The 16,846-nt window shown below is 43.8% G+C and carries 9 protein-coding genes; 7 read left to right on the top strand and 2 right to left on the bottom strand.

The annotated features are described in order from the left end of the window. Positions 1-576: 576 nt before the first annotated feature. Positions 577-1,296 carry a hypothetical protein gene (locus tag GLO7428_RS17410; protein ID WP_015189883.1) on the top strand — a complete coding sequence of 240 codons (720 nt, stop codon included), beginning with the start codon at positions 577-579 and terminating at the stop codon, positions 1,294-1,296. 293 nt (positions 1,297-1,589) lie between these two features. Here GLO7428_RS17410 and GLO7428_RS17405 read toward each other — a convergent pair whose 3' ends face one another. Further along, on the bottom strand, positions 1,590-2,402 hold the full coding sequence (locus tag GLO7428_RS17405; RefSeq protein ID WP_155823775.1) for a hypothetical protein: 813 nt from the start codon (positions 2,400-2,402) through the stop codon (positions 1,590-1,592). 312 nt (positions 2,403-2,714) lie between these two features. On the opposite strand from GLO7428_RS17405, the gene GLO7428_RS28595 reads away from it, so the two are divergent. From GLO7428_RS28595 to GLO7428_RS17380, 5 genes are all read left to right on the top strand, one after another. Beyond that, complete coding sequence (locus tag GLO7428_RS28595) at positions 2,715-4,943, top strand: carbohydrate porin (protein WP_015189881.1); 2,229 nt, start codon at positions 2,715-2,717, stop codon at positions 4,941-4,943. Next, on the top strand, positions 4,940-7,240 hold the full coding sequence (locus tag GLO7428_RS17395) for a tetratricopeptide repeat protein (RefSeq protein ID WP_015189880.1): 2,301 nt from the start codon (positions 4,940-4,942) through the stop codon (positions 7,238-7,240). The genes GLO7428_RS28595 and GLO7428_RS17395 overlap by 4 nt, the downstream gene beginning before the upstream one ends. Before the next feature lie 608 nt (positions 7,241-7,848). Beyond that, entirely contained in the window at positions 7,849-9,138 is a 1,290-nt protein-coding gene (locus tag GLO7428_RS17390; RefSeq protein WP_015189879.1) for a glycosyl hydrolase family 8, read from the top strand. A gap of 24 nt (positions 9,139-9,162) precedes the next feature. Continuing rightward, positions 9,163-11,727: a cellulose biosynthesis cyclic di-GMP-binding regulatory protein BcsB gene (locus GLO7428_RS17385; RefSeq protein WP_015189878.1), complete on the top strand. Its 2,565-nt coding sequence runs from the start codon at positions 9,163-9,165 to the stop codon at positions 11,725-11,727. 4 nt (positions 11,728-11,731) lie between these two features. Beyond that, positions 11,732-14,278: a glycosyltransferase gene (locus GLO7428_RS17380; protein WP_015189877.1), complete on the top strand. Its 2,547-nt coding sequence runs from the start codon at positions 11,732-11,734 to the stop codon at positions 14,276-14,278. A 178-nt stretch (positions 14,279-14,456) separates the two neighbouring features. On the opposite strand, the gene GLO7428_RS17375 is transcribed toward GLO7428_RS17380, so the two are convergent. Next, positions 14,457-15,638, bottom strand: a complete 1,182-nt coding sequence (locus GLO7428_RS17375) for an HhoA/HhoB/HtrA family serine endopeptidase (RefSeq protein ID WP_015189876.1) — start codon at positions 15,636-15,638, stop codon at positions 14,457-14,459. A gap of 355 nt (positions 15,639-15,993) precedes the next feature. Between GLO7428_RS17375 and GLO7428_RS17370 the strand changes: the two genes are divergently transcribed. Continuing rightward, positions 15,994-16,833 carry a carbohydrate ABC transporter permease gene (locus tag GLO7428_RS17370; protein WP_155823772.1) on the top strand — a complete coding sequence of 280 codons (840 nt, stop codon included), beginning with the start codon at positions 15,994-15,996 and terminating at the stop codon, positions 16,831-16,833. The last annotated feature ends 13 nt before the right edge of the window (positions 16,834-16,846 follow it).

The raw sequence follows: 16,846 nt of genomic DNA, 5'->3' as shown, positions 1-16,846 counted from the left end.
ATATATGCAGCAAATTAGTTACAGTTCCGTTCAGCATGAAGTTCAATATTCTCCTTGAAGTCAGGAATATCCTTGGAGTGGTTGTGAGAAAAGTACCTAACACAGCCTTTGCAACAGTGATTGCGTTATTTAAGTGAAGTTTATGAGCCGCCAACTTATGCGTCAGGCTTTCTATTGAGTATGATAGGCTTGAGTATCAAAAAGTGCCTCGATCGCTTCGAGCGCGATCGCATACTATTATCTTTCTATCTCACTTCAAATCGTTGCAGCATAAGTAATTACAACGATTTAGTACAACATTGCTTGACTCACTCCACTGAAAATCCTTACAACAGATTTAAGTACTTCCACGTAACTTTACTTTTTCTATACAGACAATTGCGCTACCAAAGTTAAACTTGGTATAGAAAACAACGAGCCGATTAAACAGCACAGATAAAAATGAATTTTGTTAGTATCCTATTACTAAATATTGACAAATAATAATCGTTGAATTAAAGCCTAGTATTTACTTTAGTTTTCAAAATATTCTTCCCTTTTCTTATTTCCTAACAACATCACTCACAAGTATTAAACATGACTGCATCTATCTTCAAAAAATTTGTTTTGCCTCCTGTACTTCTTTCTGCTGGAGTTTTTGCTACACTAACTTTACCTTTAGCTTTACTAGGTTCTAAACCTGTAGAAATTCAGTTACAAGAAGAACCAGTTTTTCACGGTCAACTTAGAGATATTGCTACTCCTTATCTTGGCTTAGCAAGCTTACTAAGTTTAGGAACAGGACTTGCAAGTGTTGCAGTTGCAGGCTGGCAACAATCTTCGCGTAAATCAGCGCAAGTAGAGCAGCAGTTATCTGGATTACAACAACATTTACAAGAAAAAGAAGAATTATTAAAAGAACTCAAACTGTCTGAATCTCGTTTAGCAAATTTCGGATTAGATTCATTCTTAGACAGTGAAATATCCAACCCTGCTTCAGAAAATACAACAACTTCACCACAGCATTCATCGCAGCCAGTAGCAGCTATCGAACCTTTCATTGTCATTACAGAAGAACCAAAAGAAGCGCCTATTTCAACAGTTCAATCAGCTACTGCACAGTTTGCTCTAGCACAAACATATCTAGCATACACGCAAGCAACTTCTACTCAAAAGCAGCCTAATTCACAAGCTTCTGAATTAGCCCCTGCACCTGAAGCATCGCCAGTTGAGGAACTGCAAGAGCAATTACAGCAAATCATGGCTCAAATGGAAACTTTACACAAAGCGTTACAAACGAATGCTTCAGTCAAATAGAGTCAAAATGATTATCTATTTCTTCTACGTTTGTTACTCATTACTAATTAATAGATAGTCATACGTAAGAGACAGAATGCTTTAAGTACCTGAGATTTTTTAAATCTTAATTAGAAAACAAACTCAATAATTATTGACGTCAACAAGGCGTCTTTTTTTATGTGTCAAACTCACATAGTCTTTTAACTTCCTAGAAAAGATATTTATAGCAGGAGTCAGGGGTCAGGGTTAAACTACGCTCAGACAAGTCAATACAAGCTTCTATAATATCCTAATGTTGACTATGATTATAATTAACGTAAATATTCAGACCTAGAAAGTGGCGCATTTGATTGAATTGTTCTAATTACTTTTGGACGTGTAGTACTACTAGGATTATTGACTCTAAGTTCTGCGCGATTTCCCCAACCACCATTGATATCTTCTGGCTGAATACTTGGAGGAGTTGTTTTTCCAGAAGCCAAAGCAATTGGTAAAGTTTGACTTGCTTGTACATACTCTTCTCCATCATTACTAAAGCGAACTAGTCTCCCTTGTAATTCTGGAATTTGCTGTTGTGTTGCTGTTAACTGGCTTGAAGGTTTGTAAGTAGCAATAAAACTAACCGTTGTTGCTGGTTGTAATGAGTTTTGCAATGTGGCTTCCATCTGCCAAGCTTCTTGGAAGCGCCCATCTGGTGCAACTTGCCAAAAGCTAAGCGTAGTTTGCCATTTTCCAGCAGATACTGGCACACTTTGCCGCGCCAAGATTGAGTATGTATTAGTAGACGAGTTAGGATTGAGCGATCGCTCTTGTGCGGAACGTAGGTAACGCACTGCTGTGACGACAATTTGACTATCATCAGGTAAATTGGTGCTACCTGCAACATTGTAAACTCCAGGACGACTTGTCGCTTTCACCTCGTTGATGTTGAGTTCTACATTTGGTGATGATGAACGTTGCGAGCAGCTGACACACAACAGCAGTAGTAAACCGTAAGCTGTCATCCGAGGGAAGATTTTAATTTTTTGTAAAATAAATTGATATAAATGGGTAAACATAGCGCGATCGCCACAAATAAACATTAATTTTTCAGTATTCTGGTCAAAAATTTCAAAATGAGGCAAAAAATATTAGATACCAGTAGGCACCGTTTGTGCTTCAAAAGTCAGAAAACTACTGTTCCAGGATAATCTTGCTTTTTCAGTTCAACAAGAGACCTTCACAAAGAATTTTTATGAAACTTTGGTGAACTAATTTAGTAGTTTTATTTACCTTCATTAGGGCGCTCATCCCGCCAAATCTACGGTTACTAGCCATTGGCTAAAACTTTTTAAGCGAAAATATAGACTCACTAGATCTCGTCGATCGAAATAAGGTTTGTTAAAGTGGCGTCAGTCTGCCTCTGAAGAATTAATCAGCCACATAACCAGGGTGTGATGAGCCAAACTGTACCTGATCGTCCTTTATTCGCCTTTTTGAATCAATTCAAGTTAATCAGCTTAGTAGGCACGAGCGCACTAGCTACGTGCCTGCTAGAAACGAGTGTGATACAACCTGCTCGCGCCAATTCTGTAGAACAGGGTAAACACGTTGAATCGCAATATCAGATAGCGCAACTGCCAAGCTTACCGACGCAAAATCTTGCGCCACCAAATTTCTCTGATATTCAACCTCAGCAGGTCAATCCTAACTACAATCAGTTTTTGCCAATTCCTACTCCTATGCCGAATGGAGTTGCGCAACCGCCATCGATGCTTCCGGCAAGAACATGGCAGGAAGAACTTTCAGCAAGAAGTCAAAGCCATTATCCGCCTTTGGTTGCGACACCACAGCCTTATATGCAGGGTGCTGGAAATGCCCCAGGTGTCATACAGCAACCTTATGTGCCGCAAGTTCCGAGTCACAACGCTTATCCTTATGGCGTTATCGGACAACCGCTTTATGTTCAAACAGCGCCTGCACCACTACCCGTTCCTGCAAATCCTGGAATTCCGCAACCAAATTCTACCAGTGGTAATGCGCTACCACCAGCACCAGGCAATAATTTGAACGGCATGATGGTTCCTTACGGAATGGTTCCCTATGCAGTGCCAGGACAACCGCCGTACTTACCAGCGCCAGTAATGCCGCAACCGAATGCGATCGGCGGCACAGTTGTGCCGCTACCACCAGGCAATAATTTGAACGGCATGATGGTTCCTTACGGGATGATTCTTTATGCACCCGTAGGACAAGCACCGTACTTACCACCGCCGGTAATGCCGCAACCGAATGCGATCGGCGGTACAGCTGTGCCGCTACCACCAGGCAATAATTTGAACGGCATGATGGTTCCTTATGCAGTGCCAGGACAATTGCCGTACCTACCACCGTCGGTGATGCCGCAACCGAACACTGTAGGAAATGCGGCTAACCAAGGTAGTTTGACATCCTACTATGCTCCAAGTGGTATACCGATCGCCAATCCAAATACAGCAATGGGGCAACAGTTACCGACACCTAGTAACCCCTTTACTCCTGTTGGTTCCTACTTTGCCCCAGTCACAACGCAATTACCTGCACTACCCAATACAACACCGCCGAGCGCTCCTAATCCAAATTTAGCGCCAATTCCGCAAACACCTGCTAACCCAATTCCAGCACCACCAGCAACACAACCCACGTTGGATAGCCAACCGGTCAGCGCTTCAGCTTTACAGTTACAAGGCGTGTATTCATATCAAGGCGATGAGTCTTCGGCACGCGCCCGCGTAGGTGCGGTGTATCCTCTTGCACCACGAGTGTTAGTAGGTGCTACTGTCGATTTAACCGATGGCAATGCGTTTGCTGATTCGCGTACTCAAGGATTAAGCCTCAATGAGTTTTATTTAGCAACTTCGCTAGAAAACGTGCCTAACCTGCGGTTTGTGATTGGTCAACTTGATTTGACTTCCTACTTTGACCGCAATAGCTTTGCTAAAGACGGAGCATCGCAGTTTTTTAATTCCGTGTTCCAAACAAACCCAGCTTTGGTGAGTGCGGGCGTTAACTCGCGTCCTGGTGCTTTGGTGAACTGGTCGATCACGGATAACATTGAGGCTAAAGCTGCGGTGTTTTCTTCTGCGCGGGCGATTGGGGATTTTGCCCTCGATGGTTTCGCGACCGAAGTCGGAATTCGTTATGGCAATGCGATCATTCGCGGGACTTATGCGACAGCGCGTGATGCGGGAACTCAAGACGGTTTCCAAGAAGCGTTTCAAGTAGCAAGAAGTGACAGTGAAACAGGAATTTTGCGTGCCGATCGCGAGGAATCATACGGTGTCAATGCCGAAGTTTACATTCCTAATCTCAAAATGGGAATATTTGGTCGTTACGGTCGCTATGAAAACCGCGATTTAGACCTAGGAGGCGATACTTATAGTCTGGGTGTCAGCTTTTTGGATGTTTTTTCCCCAGATGACAGGCTCGGTTTAGCTTATGGGAGAAGTTTATCGAATGATAAACTGCGTCGCCAAGCTGGGAATGATAGACCTGATGTGCTGGAGTTGTACTATGATTTTCGCTTTCTCTCTAATTTGCGATTGGGTTTTACATTTCAAGAACGCAACAACTTCTCTGAAACAATTTTCGGATTTCGACTTAAAACCGAGTTTAACGTAAGTCCCATCGAGAGTATCTTCCAATGAGGCAGCTTTGTTCTTATATAGTACCTTTTGCGCTGTGTGCAGGATTAATCGGCACTCCAGCTTTAGAAATTGTAAATCTTGGTGTTCTCGTAGCTCAAGCACAAGCACTGCCAGCCGAAGTGCGTAGAGGATATACGCTCCTGGATCAAGGCTTAGTCAAGGATGCGATCGCTGCTTTTCAACAAGCTGTCCGTCGCTATCCACAATCTATTCCTGCGAAACTCGGCTTAGCGATCGCCTATAGACGACAGGGACAAATTTCTGATGCGTGGGATACTTACCAACAAGTCTTGGCACAGGAACCCAATAATCAATTAGCGCTCAAAAGTGTTGGTCTTCTCGGTAGCTATCGCCCTGATTGGCAAGCAAGCGGGATTGAAGCACTGACGACGTTGCTAAGTCTTAATCCCAACGACACCGAAGCCCGCGCTCAACGTGCGTTACTTTACGGCTACCAAGGGCGTTTTGCCGAAGCTTTAGCAGATTATCAGACAGTTTTAGCAAACAATCCATCGCCGGAAATTTTACTGGGTGCAGCAGAAACTTTTACCAATAGCGGTAACTATCAACAAGGTTTAGAACTTTTTAACCGCTATCGTGCGACTGGAAAATCCATTTCTGGCTATGCGGCGATCGCCTACGCGCGGGCTTTACGCCAAACTGGTAATCCCGCAGGTGCAATTCAAGTTCTCGAACCACAAGTGCAAGCTGCCCAAATTGACGATCGCATCATTCAAGCGCGCGCTGAACTATCGTTAGCTTACTTAGCAAATCAACAATTTACTGAAGCGTTAGCAATTTTAGATCCTTTGCAAGGTAGAGTTGACGCAATTTTACCTTTGGCGCGATCGCTCAATGAAATTCGTCTACAAACAAATGCAGCCGGACTTGCAGAGCGGGTTGGAAACCTTTATAGCCAAGCGCTTGCGCAAACTGTAACGCCTAATCCGCAACTTTTACGCGAAGCTGCTGATGTTTTCCGAGGTTTACCGCAAGGACAGCAAACCGCACTACAACTGTATCGTCAGTTAGCAACGAGTCAACCGAATGATCCGAGCGTTCAAATTCAAATTCTCTCGCTCGAACGCCAGCTTGGTTTAATCTCGCCTGCCGATCTCAAGGGAAGGCTGTATCAGGTTTTGCAAATCTTACCAACTGATCCTGCACAACAGCAACAGTTAGCACAAGCTTTAGCCCAAATTGAGCCTCCAGGACCCGAATTTCTGCCTATTTACCAAAATTTACTGCTAGCAGGTGCAAATCAACCGTTTCTTAACTTCCGAATCGCGCAGCTATTATTGCAAAACAACGACTTAGAAGGTGCAAAACGCGCTTTAGCTGCTTACGCAGCCACTCCCGCAGGCACAACTGATCTTGCACCACAGTTACTTGCGGCAGAAATTGAGCGACGCGAAGGAAACCTAGCAGCAGCACAAACACGTTACCAAGCCTTGATTACAGGCAATATTCAAGATACCGATGTTCTTAATGCCGCCCTGCAAGGACTCGCTGGAATTTACCTGAGCCAGAATCAACCTGATAATGCACTGGTACTTTACGATCAACTTCTAGCGCGTAATCCACAAGATGCTAATGTCCAACTAGGACGGGCGAGTATTGCTTATCAAGCAAACCGAATCTCGGAAGCTCAAGCAGAAGTTGTACTCAACAGTTGGCTGCAAACGCAACCTACAACTAACGCACCTGCTGAGTTATTTAGTTTAGTGGCTGCTTTACCTGCGAGTCCGCAGCGCGAAAATTTATACAACGCGCTTTTAGCAATTGACCCGAACAATATTCCGATTCAAACGCGATCGCTTCAACTTCTTGCCTCCCGCGATCCAGCACTAGCACGCGCGCGAGTTGCGCAAATCGTTGCGAGCAATCCGAACAATGTTGGTGTTTATTTCTTGCAAGGACAGCTAGCGCAGGCGATCGGCGATTTGAGTCTTGCAGACAAAGCTTATCAAACAATCTTGACGGCGCAACCCTATAATGCAGATGCGCTATCTGCTTTAGGTGGTATTCGGTTCCAGCAACGACGCTTTAACTCTGCACAACAGCTATATTCTCAAGTTTTGGCGTTGAATCCTAATGATTTAGCGATCCGTCGTACGCTCGCAAGCTTAAGTGCTGCCCAAGATAAACCTTTAGCTGCGCTCGAACAAGTAGAACAGTTGCAAGTACAACAACTTACCAACGGAACATCAGATAACGAGCTATCGCGTCAACGCCAACAACTTCAAGAAAACTTTCTCCGACGGCGGGGCTTTCAACCTTCCTGGGAACGGTATTAATGTAGCAAGCAGAAAAGTAGAGGAGAAATTAATTGCAGTTTTTATTTAATGAAATGGTACGATTTCAAATTCGGTTGATTAGTGATAACAAAAATGGTCAGTTAAGGTGACTAGTGACTCACCACTAATTACTAGCAACAATACTAATATAATATGCTGATCATTTAGCTTGTAAAAATTTATTTGTTTTTTTATTGGATACTTTAGCAATTGAAGAGCTACTTAGGACATAGTAGAAGCTCAAAACTATTACTTTAGCTTGCTTTTAACCCTGACCTCTGACCTCCAGCCCCTAATACACCACCGCACATTTACTGAATTTGAGCTTTATCTATTAGAAACTATATCAAAACTCTCAGTAAATTCGCTATTGGTTATTACCGAGAAGCAAAGCTAGATTTCAATTGTAGGTTTTTATTTAATATTGAACTAAGTTAGAGCATTCTAGCTTTATAAACGTCATGGAAACTTTTAAAGGAGGAAGATTTGTAACTTTACTATTTAATGAATATTAATTAATCGTCAATTTTATTGCAAGCCAATATTTTACGCAAAACAGGATTTATAATTTTCGATTTTTTGTATTTATATCTTAGGTAATCAGTAAGATGCAGCAACTCGCTCAAGGTAAAAGTCAGATTCAAAATACGAGCTTTTTGCCTTTGAGTTCTGCACTTGCTGTTATTGTTGCTGTCATTGGGTTAAGCGGTTGTTTTTCTGGTTCGTCAGTAGAACAATCCGAGTTACCACTGCATAGCACGCCAATAACGACGCCATCTCAATCGCCTGTTGTCACCTCTGCTACAGCGATCGACTTGGACAATTTATTGCAAGAAAGCTGGAATGCTTATCGGCAAAGGTTTATTCAAGCTGATGGGCGAGTAATTGATCGGGAAGATAGCGATCGCTCTACCTCAGAAGCTCAAGCCTATGCCATGCTGCGGGCAGTGTTTGCGGACGATCCAACGACATTTGCTCGTACGCTCAATTGGAGCGAAAACAACCTCCAGCGTACTGTGGCTGGTAAACGCACGGATCAGTTATGGGCATGGAAATGGGGTCGTGATGCGCAAGGAAATTGGGGAATTAGCGATCGCAATTTTGCAAGTGATGCCGATATTGATGCGATTACGGCATTAATTTTTGCATCGCGCCGTTGGCAACGTCCTGATTATCTACAGTTAGCACAAAGTAAGCTGCAAGATTTATGGAACTTGTCTACCGTTGCCGTTTTGCAAGGACATCGTTATCTCATCCCAGGTCCTACCGTTGCCTTTCAAGAGCGATCGCACCTGCTCATTCTCAATCCTTCTTACTTTGCACCTTACGCATTTCGGATTTTTGCGCAAGTTGATCCTGCGCGTGATTGGCTATCGCTTGTAGATAGCAGTTACCAGGCGTTAGAGGATTCTGCCAAATTATCTAGAGTGAATTTACCGAGCGATTGGGTCATTCTAGATACGCAAACAGGTGACTATCAAGCACTACCTGTATCGCATTCATTACGAACCGAATACAGTTTTAATGCGTATCGAGTTTGGTGGCGTTTGGCTTGGGATGCAGTTTGGTTTCAAGAACCACGAGCAACTCAATTTTTACAAAATCACCTCAAGCCTCTTCAACAAACGTGGCGTTCCACAAACCGAATTCCAGCACAAATCGATTTGCAAGGAAATCCGTTAGTCAATTACGAGGCAGCGTCGCAGTATGCCATGCTCTATGCTGCCTTTCGCTTGATTGCGCCAGCAATTGCAACTGAGATTCTGCAACAAAAACTTTTACCGCAGTATCAAGGTGGCATTTGGGAGCAGGATTCCGCTTACTACACGCAAAACCTGGTGGGATTGGGGTTACTTCCGCCTACCGAGTTAACACAACTTTTACAACCTACCAAATAGTATCGCACTCAATACTCACCGCTCATGCACAGCTTTCGTCGCGATCGACCGACTCGCCCCAAAACTAAAACAATATTCCACTCGTCCAACAATGTATCACCACGGCTTCTTTGGCTAGTGGTGTTAGGTTGTAGTACCGCCGTCCTTGCTTCAACAACGACTTTAACGCAAGCTCAAAGCGAAAGCACGCTGCGGCAAGCAGAACAGCAGTTAATTCAAGAATACGCGTTGCCTAAAGCACCCGCAAGACCGCCAGTTTATCGACCGCAACGCGCTACTCCAGCACCAGCAAAATCTGCACAACCGCGATCGCCAAAGCCTGCACCTCGTGCAACAACACCAGCACCAGCAGCTACACGACAAGTTACGCGATCTCAACCACCTGCACCCGCTGCAACTCCTCGCCCGCGTCAAGCACCAAGATCTAATCCTGCGACACCGATTCCAGTTACCGAAAATACTGCACCTCCCAGTCAATATGTTTTGGAGTTCAATCGCAGTCCGGTTGTTGGCAATCGCTTTCGTTTACAAGGTATTTACTCTGAAGGACGATTGGGGTTTACTCGCCCGCGTGGTTGGCAGGTGCAATCAGTTAAAGCTTTAATTCGCTTTCAACATTCACCAGCGTTGTTTGCAAATCGCTCGAATTTGACACTACGAGTGAATGGTACGAGTGTTGGTAGCGTTCCCTTAAATCGCAAGCAATCACAAATCGGTAGCGTGCTGTTTGACATTCCACCAAATTTGATTCAGAACTTCAATGAGTTAACAATGGTGGCGCAGCAGCATAATTCCGCAACGTGTAGCGAACCGAATGACCAAACACTGTGGACGGAGATTTTGCCCGATTCCAAATTAATCTTTAACTATACTCCTCAGCCCGTTCCGATTAATTTAAGTCGTTATCCTTATCCTTTCTTCGACGAACTCAGTCTTGATTCAAATCAAATTGCGTATTTGCTACCGCAACAAATGAGCGAGACGTGGCTAACCGCAGCGGCTCGTTTTCAAACGTCTTTGGGTAGATTTGCTGAGTTTCGCCCGATTGATACGAGTTTAGTCGAAAGCATTGACGCGGTAGAAGGACAGCGACTAGTTATTATTGGCACGCCCGAAGAACAACCAGCGCTAAGAAACCTCGATCTACCGTTTGCGATCGCTGGCAATCAAGTTCTTGATGGCAATCAAGATCCGCTTCCTGAAGATGTGGGTGTTGTGATGGTGACAACAACTCAAGATAGCGGTGTTCCTGTGCTTGTTGCAACTGGTAATGGGACTGAAGGTGTGACAAAAGCGGTGCAAGCACTTGTACAGTCGCAAAACCGGAAACTTGCCACCGGACAGGGAATGATCGTTTCCCAGTTAACTGAAGCGCCTACACCAGGGTTGCGTCAATGGCCGCGTTATCTTCCTGAGCGCGATTCGTTTGAACTCAAAGATTTAGCAACAAGTAACAATCAACCGTTTGAAGATGTGACGGTTCGCGGTTCCGCTGCGCCACCAATTGAATTTGACTTCCGCGCGTTGCCGAGCGATCGCTTTAATCGCGGTAATTCGATGACTTTGCGTTACAGCTACGGTCCGCAAGTTAATCCACGAACTTCAGCGGTAGAAGTTTTACTCGATGGCGTGTTTATCGGTGGAGAACGTCTGACTTCAGAACAGGGAGAAGTGAGAAAAACACTCAATATCAACTTACCAGAAAATCTGATTACACCCACATCGAAAATTCAAGTTGCATTTCGCTTGCACTCTAAAGAACCACCGGATAAGTGTAGTGGAATTGTTGCCGATCAACAACTTTCTGGGACAGTCCATGCAGATACAAGCTTTCACCTCAATCGCGAAACATCGGTACAAATTCCTGACTTGAAACTTCTGCAAGCTGGTTATCCTTTCACCGCACCGCAGGATCTTTCGAGTACGGCGATTGTTTTACCCGACACGCCTTCAGAAACCGATTTGCTAACGATGTTGGAATTTAGCGAACGCATGGGGCGGTTGAGTCAAGCCGAGTCGGTAGCATTGCAGGTTTATACCGCAGGGACTTTTCCTAGCCAAGATCAGGGCAAGTATCATTTGGTGGGAATTGGTACGCGCCAGGAGTTTCCTTTTCCGGAAGTGTTTCAAGCAGGTGGCTTTTTCCTGAGCGATGTCTTTTCTCGTGCTTGGGGTGGTGGAACCGTACAAGCGTTACCTGATGAAGATGGGGTAATTAAATCAATCGTTTCACCTTGGAATCGCGATCGCGTTGTTTTGGCGCTCAGCGCGCAAACCGAAACCGGCTTAGAACGAGTTCGTCAGATTCTCGATAAAGATCCTTGGTTTTTCCAACTGCAAAAAGATACCGTACTGATTTCCAGCAATCAGCAAGATCCTGCGGCGTACGATCCTGAGGGCTACGAACTCAAGTTTCTCCAAAGTTCGCCACAGCGGCGCATTGAAAATGCAAGTTTGCTGAGTAAAGCATCGCGTTTACTACAAGAACATTGGTACTTATTACCCTTGGGAATTTTGGGTATCGCGGTAGTGCTTTATGGCATCACGCAAACGTATCTCAAGCGGGCTACTGTGGAGGATAAGAAGTAGAGCTATGGCTTTATTTAGTATTTCACTTGCAAATTGGCTGGTTGAGGATCTGCCGCAACGTTTTGATCGAGCGCTGGAAAAATTAGAAATCCGTCATCTCAAGTGGCTCATCTTACCGCTTTTGCTGCTATCAGTACCGTTGATTACAACGCCGTTACAAGTTTGGCAGCAAGGTGTTGTGACGGTATTTTTAATTGCGATCGGTCAAATTATCGTTCGCGCCGAGCAAAACAATCCCTCAAAATCGCGCAGCGAATACTTGCACTTGTTCATGGTGTGGCTTAGTCTCGTGACAACGCTACGCTATCTTTACTACCGAACTTCTTACACGCTCAACTTTAACAACTGGATTAATGGCATTAGTTGCGTACTACTTTATGGAGCCGAGTTATACGCAGTTTTTACCCTTATACTTGCCTATTTTCAAACGCTGAAGATTAAAGACCGTAAACCTGTAGACTTGAAGACAATTCCCCAAGAGCAGTGGTTTACAGTTGATATTTATATTCCTACTTACAACGAAAGTATAGAAATTGTCCGTAAAACCGCGCTTGGTGCATTAGCGACTGACTATCCAGCAGATAAAAAACGTGTCTATATTCTCGATGATGGTCGTAAATTCCCTGAGCGGAGAGCAGAGTTACGCCAAATGTGCGATGAAATCGGTTGTACATTGCTAACGCGCGAAAACAACGATCATGCAAAGGCAGGAAACATTAATACTGCGTTTCGCCGTACTCAAGGCGATTTAGTCTTAATTTTAGACTGCGACCACATTCCGACGCGAGATATTCTGCAAAACACGGTAGGCTTTTTTTACAATCCGAAAGTCTCTTTAGTACAAACACCGCACTGGTTTTATAACCCCGATCCGTTTGAACGTAACTTGATGACGAAGGGCAAAGTTCCAGTAGGTAATGAACTGTTTTATAAGGTATTGCAAAAGGGTAATGATTTCTGGAATGCTGCCTTTTTCTGCGGTTCGGCGGCGGTGATTCGCAAAGAACACGTCATGCAAATTGGTGGTATTGCGGTAGAAACTGTTACTGAAGATTGTCATACATCATTGCGCTTGCATTCTTTGGGGTACGAGACGGTTTACTACGACAAAATTATGGTTGCGGGCTTAGCGCCAGAGAAGTTCGCGGCGTATGTTGGTCAACAAGTGCGTTGGGCAAGAGGCATGGCGCAGATCCTGCGAATCGAAAACCCGATGTTCAACCCGAAGTTGAAGCTGACGCTACCGCAACGAATTTGTTATTTTTCGGCAACATCGCACTTTTTCTATGGGTTTCCGCGATTGATGTATGCGATCGCTCCTACGCTATTTTTACTGTTTAGCATTAACCCGATTCGCGGTTTAGGTTTGGAAACCCTTGCGTATGCTTTACCACACATTCTTTTAGCTTTAAACACCAACCACATAACTTACAAACACGTCCGCTTTTCGTTCTGGAACGAAATTTTTGAGTTCGTCATGGCGTACCAAGCAGGAATTGTCACGTTTTTAGCACTCATTAACCCGAAGCTTGGTTCTTTCAACGTTACGGATAAAGGACAAACTGTCGATAAGCGCACTTTTGATTGGCAATCGGTACGCCCACTGTTAATTGTAACTGCGCTGGTTGTCACCTCACTGCTTGCGGTTCCTTTCTGGTTATTACTGCGTCCCGAAGATAGCGAGGCGGTTTTAGTCAACGCGCTGTGGTGCGTTTTTAACTTGATATTATTAGTAGCTGCTTGCCTTGTTGCTTTTGAACAGCCGCAATTACGTACTGCACACCGTTTGCAGCGCCATCTTGGTGCAGTAATTTATAGCGCAAATCAAAGCGTTCCAGGAATTACGGTGAATATTTCAGAAACGGGCGCGCTGATTGCGCTCGATTCGTGGGCTAACTTGCCTGATGAAGTTGAAGTCGAAATTATTGGCGATTACGGCGCGCGCGCATTTCTCAATGGTAGAATTGTCCGCTGGACGCCGATTAATGATACTCAAATTCATGTCGTCGTTGATTTTATTAATCCGACTCGCGCGCAGTTAGATAATTTAGTATTGGCTCTCTATTCAGATGTGAAAGAGTGGTACGGACAAAAGCGCGAAATCGTCGATCGACCGTTTCAGTCATTTAAGTTTCTGGCTACAAGCTTAACACGTTCATTCCGCGACTTTAAGCCAGAGCGTAGTGTCAAACAAGTACGCAAACGCGTTCAAACGACAGCACAAATTTACTGGGAAGGACAATTTTATGCGGGAGAAGCGACTGAAATCGGAGCGAGTAGTTTAAGGCTTGAGCTTGATGGTAATGCTACGTCTTCTGAAAAACAGCTACAAGAGCAGGATATTACAAAGATGAAGCAAGAAAAGCCACTTGTGGGTTTACTTGTTGATAATAACAGCGCTTCCAATCGTCTATTAGCTCAAATTGCTCATGTAGAGGTTTGTCCTAACGACAGCGAGTCTGACTTAGCATTGACAATTGAGTTACAGTTTCCTGAGCAGTTTAAGCAAAAACAAGGTGAGAAGATTAAGGAATTGTTACTGACTTTGTAGCGAATAGTATAGTTATACCATTTCACTTTAAATTTGCGACATCTGGGTAGCAGAGGTCAGAGGGGCAAAGCAGTGCCTTGCCCGTAGTCAATGGTATTAGCCCCCTACATCCCCCATTCTGGGGGACGGAGTTTAATGATGTGGTAGGACTTACGCTACAGGTAAGTCCTCGTTATCACTAGTAGTTGTTTTCTAGTTCGCCAGTGCGTACTGATAGTTGTTGCGTTTGTTTACCGCGCTGAACTTTGATTTGTAAGGTTTGACCGACTTCGCTATTATCTACGATATTTTGCAGTTGCTCGGCTGTAGATACAGGTTGACGGTCAACTTGTACAATTACATCTCCGCGACGCATTCCTCCGGCGGCGGCGGGAGAGTTCGGGATGACTCGCACGACAAGTACGCCGTTCATTTCTGGTACGTCAAGCGGTGAATTTGGATCGCTGTTATTTTGTTTCGCTAGCTGTGGGGTAAGTGTTACCATTTGCACGCCTAAATAAGGATGAGCGATTTTTTCGCCGCGCATCAACTTGTCTTTAATTGTTTTGGCTTTGTCAATCGGAATCGCAAAACCAATTCCCATTGCATCTGCACGGATGGCGGTATTAATTCCAATGACCTCACCGCGATCGTTTAATAATGGTCCTCCAGAGTTACCAGGGTTGATCGCTGCGTCGGTTTGAATAAATTCTAGGCGTTTATCGAGAATGCCAACTTCGCGACTCGAACGTTTTAATGTGCTGACGATTCCGAGGGTAACTGTATTATCTAATCCCAAAGGATTACCAACAGCGATCGCCCAATCACCGACTTGTACTGTACTCGAATCGCCTAAGGGTGCAACTGGCACATCACCGCCAGCATCGATCTTAACGACGGCTAAATCGGTTACTTCATCGACACCTTGAACTGTACCTTCAAACGTGCGTCCATCTTTCAGTTGTACGGTAACGCGATCCGCTTGATTGACAACGTGGGCGTTGGTAAGAATTTCACCGCTGGGATCGATGATTACGCCAGAACCCAATCCGCGTAAAGTTTCTGGGGGCATTTGTTGCGAAAAGCCGTCGCCAAAGAAGCGGCGAAAGAAAGGATCTTCTAGAAATGGTTCAGGAACCCGACGCGTTACTGTACGCTCGGTATCAATGCGTACTACAGCAGGTCCAACGCGATTGACTGCGGCGGTGACAAAGCTATTTGAGGTTATTGGGGCTTTAGCTTGCGCAATACTAGTGTTATTTTCAGCGATAGATGCTGCTTGACACGGTAACACTCGCAAAGTGCTAAATGTCAGAATAACTCCCAGCGCGATCGCTAATATATGAGTACTAAGGCGCATCAACCATGATTTCACATGCATACCTGTCTAATTTCAACCAGCTTTTTATGTAACGACTACTCTGTTTTGATTTTGGCTCAACTTTGAGCCGTTGTGACGTTTTCCTGTTTTTGATTCATCGCCCTCCTCAACAATTGTATGGCTTTAAACCTGGAGTTGAGAAGTTCAAGCATCAGACTTTAACGATTATTCTTCCCACTTTTTGACAGGTTTTTATCACTTGATCTTTTGTTCAACTTACTAACAAATCTCTCCATTTATTTTTGTAACTCGATTTTAGAAAACCTAATCTTTAATTTTAAATTATATGGCTGTTCTCTCTAAAAAAAAGCAACATCTACATATTAATAACGAGGCTATTAGTGGATATATATTTATGGCTCCTACTTTCTTCATTATGGGAATTTTCTTACTTTTACCAATCTTTTTAGCAATTATTCTATCATTTTACAAAGTTCAACCCTTAGGAGATGTTAGTTATACCTTTAGAGGTTGGCGTAATTTTTGGCGAATGTTTAGTGATGAACGTGTCAGGATTGCTTTAAAAAATACAGTAGAATATGTAGCGATCGTAGTCCCTACACAAACTTTGCTTGCTTTAACTTTAGCGTTAGTTCTCAACACACAAATTAAAGGTAGAAACTTTTTTAGAGTTCTGTTCTTTCTACCGACAGTCACTTCATCGGCTGTTTTAACACTTATTTTTATGTGGATTTGTAACTCTAATGGGTTACTCAATCGCTTTCTTGCTGTTTTAGGTTTACCTACGTATAACTGGCTAGGCGATCCTAGTGTTGCACTCAAAGCAATTATGTTGATGAATATTTGGGCGACTGCGCCTCTTTTTATGGTAATTTATTTAGCAGCAATGCAAGATATTCCAGAAACTCTCTACGAAGCAGCAACGTTAGATGGCGCAAGCGCGTGGGATAAGTTTATCTATATTACTTTACCTTTTTTACAACCCGTCACTTTTTTTATTATTGTCATGGGAATAATTGGAACTTTTCAATTATTCGATCAATCTTACATTTTCTCGCGAGGTTCGGGAGGTCCTAATAACTCTACTTTGACAGTTGTATTATTAATTTATCAATATGCTTTTAAAAATCTTGACATGGGTTATGCAGCAGCGCTTGCACTCATGTTAGCACTTATGATTATGATTGTGACTTTAATTCAGCGGATGTGGATTCAAGAAGAAAATTTTAATTGAAAAAGGATTGGCG

It is taken from the genome of Gloeocapsa sp. PCC 7428 (assembly GCF_000317555.1).
Lineage (GTDB): Bacteria > Cyanobacteriota > Cyanobacteriia > Cyanobacteriales > Chroococcidiopsidaceae > Chroogloeocystis.
The sequence above is the reverse complement of the archived record's forward strand: the minus strand, read 5'-3'. Positions and strand labels throughout refer to the sequence as shown.

Excerpts from the sequence above, each read along its gene's own strand:
- GLO7428_RS17410 (WP_015189883.1), top strand. The coding sequence starts at position 577 with ATGACTGCATCTATCTTCAAAAAATTTGTTTTGCCTCCTGTACTTCTT.
- GLO7428_RS28595 (WP_015189881.1), top strand. The coding sequence starts at position 2,715 with ATGAGCCAAACTGTACCTGATCGTCCTTTATTCGCCTTTTTGAATCAA.
- GLO7428_RS17395 (WP_015189880.1), top strand. The coding sequence starts at position 4,940 with ATGAGGCAGCTTTGTTCTTATATAGTACCTTTTGCGCTGTGTGCAGGA.
- GLO7428_RS17390 (WP_015189879.1), top strand. The coding sequence starts at position 7,849 with ATGCAGCAACTCGCTCAAGGTAAAAGTCAGATTCAAAATACGAGCTTT.
- GLO7428_RS17385 (WP_015189878.1), top strand. The coding sequence starts at position 9,163 with ATGCACAGCTTTCGTCGCGATCGACCGACTCGCCCCAAAACTAAAACA.
- GLO7428_RS17380 (WP_015189877.1), top strand. The coding sequence starts at position 11,732 with ATGGCTTTATTTAGTATTTCACTTGCAAATTGGCTGGTTGAGGATCTG.
- GLO7428_RS17375 (WP_015189876.1), bottom strand. The coding sequence starts at position 15,638 with ATGCATGTGAAATCATGGTTGATGCGCCTTAGTACTCATATATTAGCG.
- GLO7428_RS17370 (WP_155823772.1), top strand. The coding sequence starts at position 15,994 with ATGGCTCCTACTTTCTTCATTATGGGAATTTTCTTACTTTTACCAATC.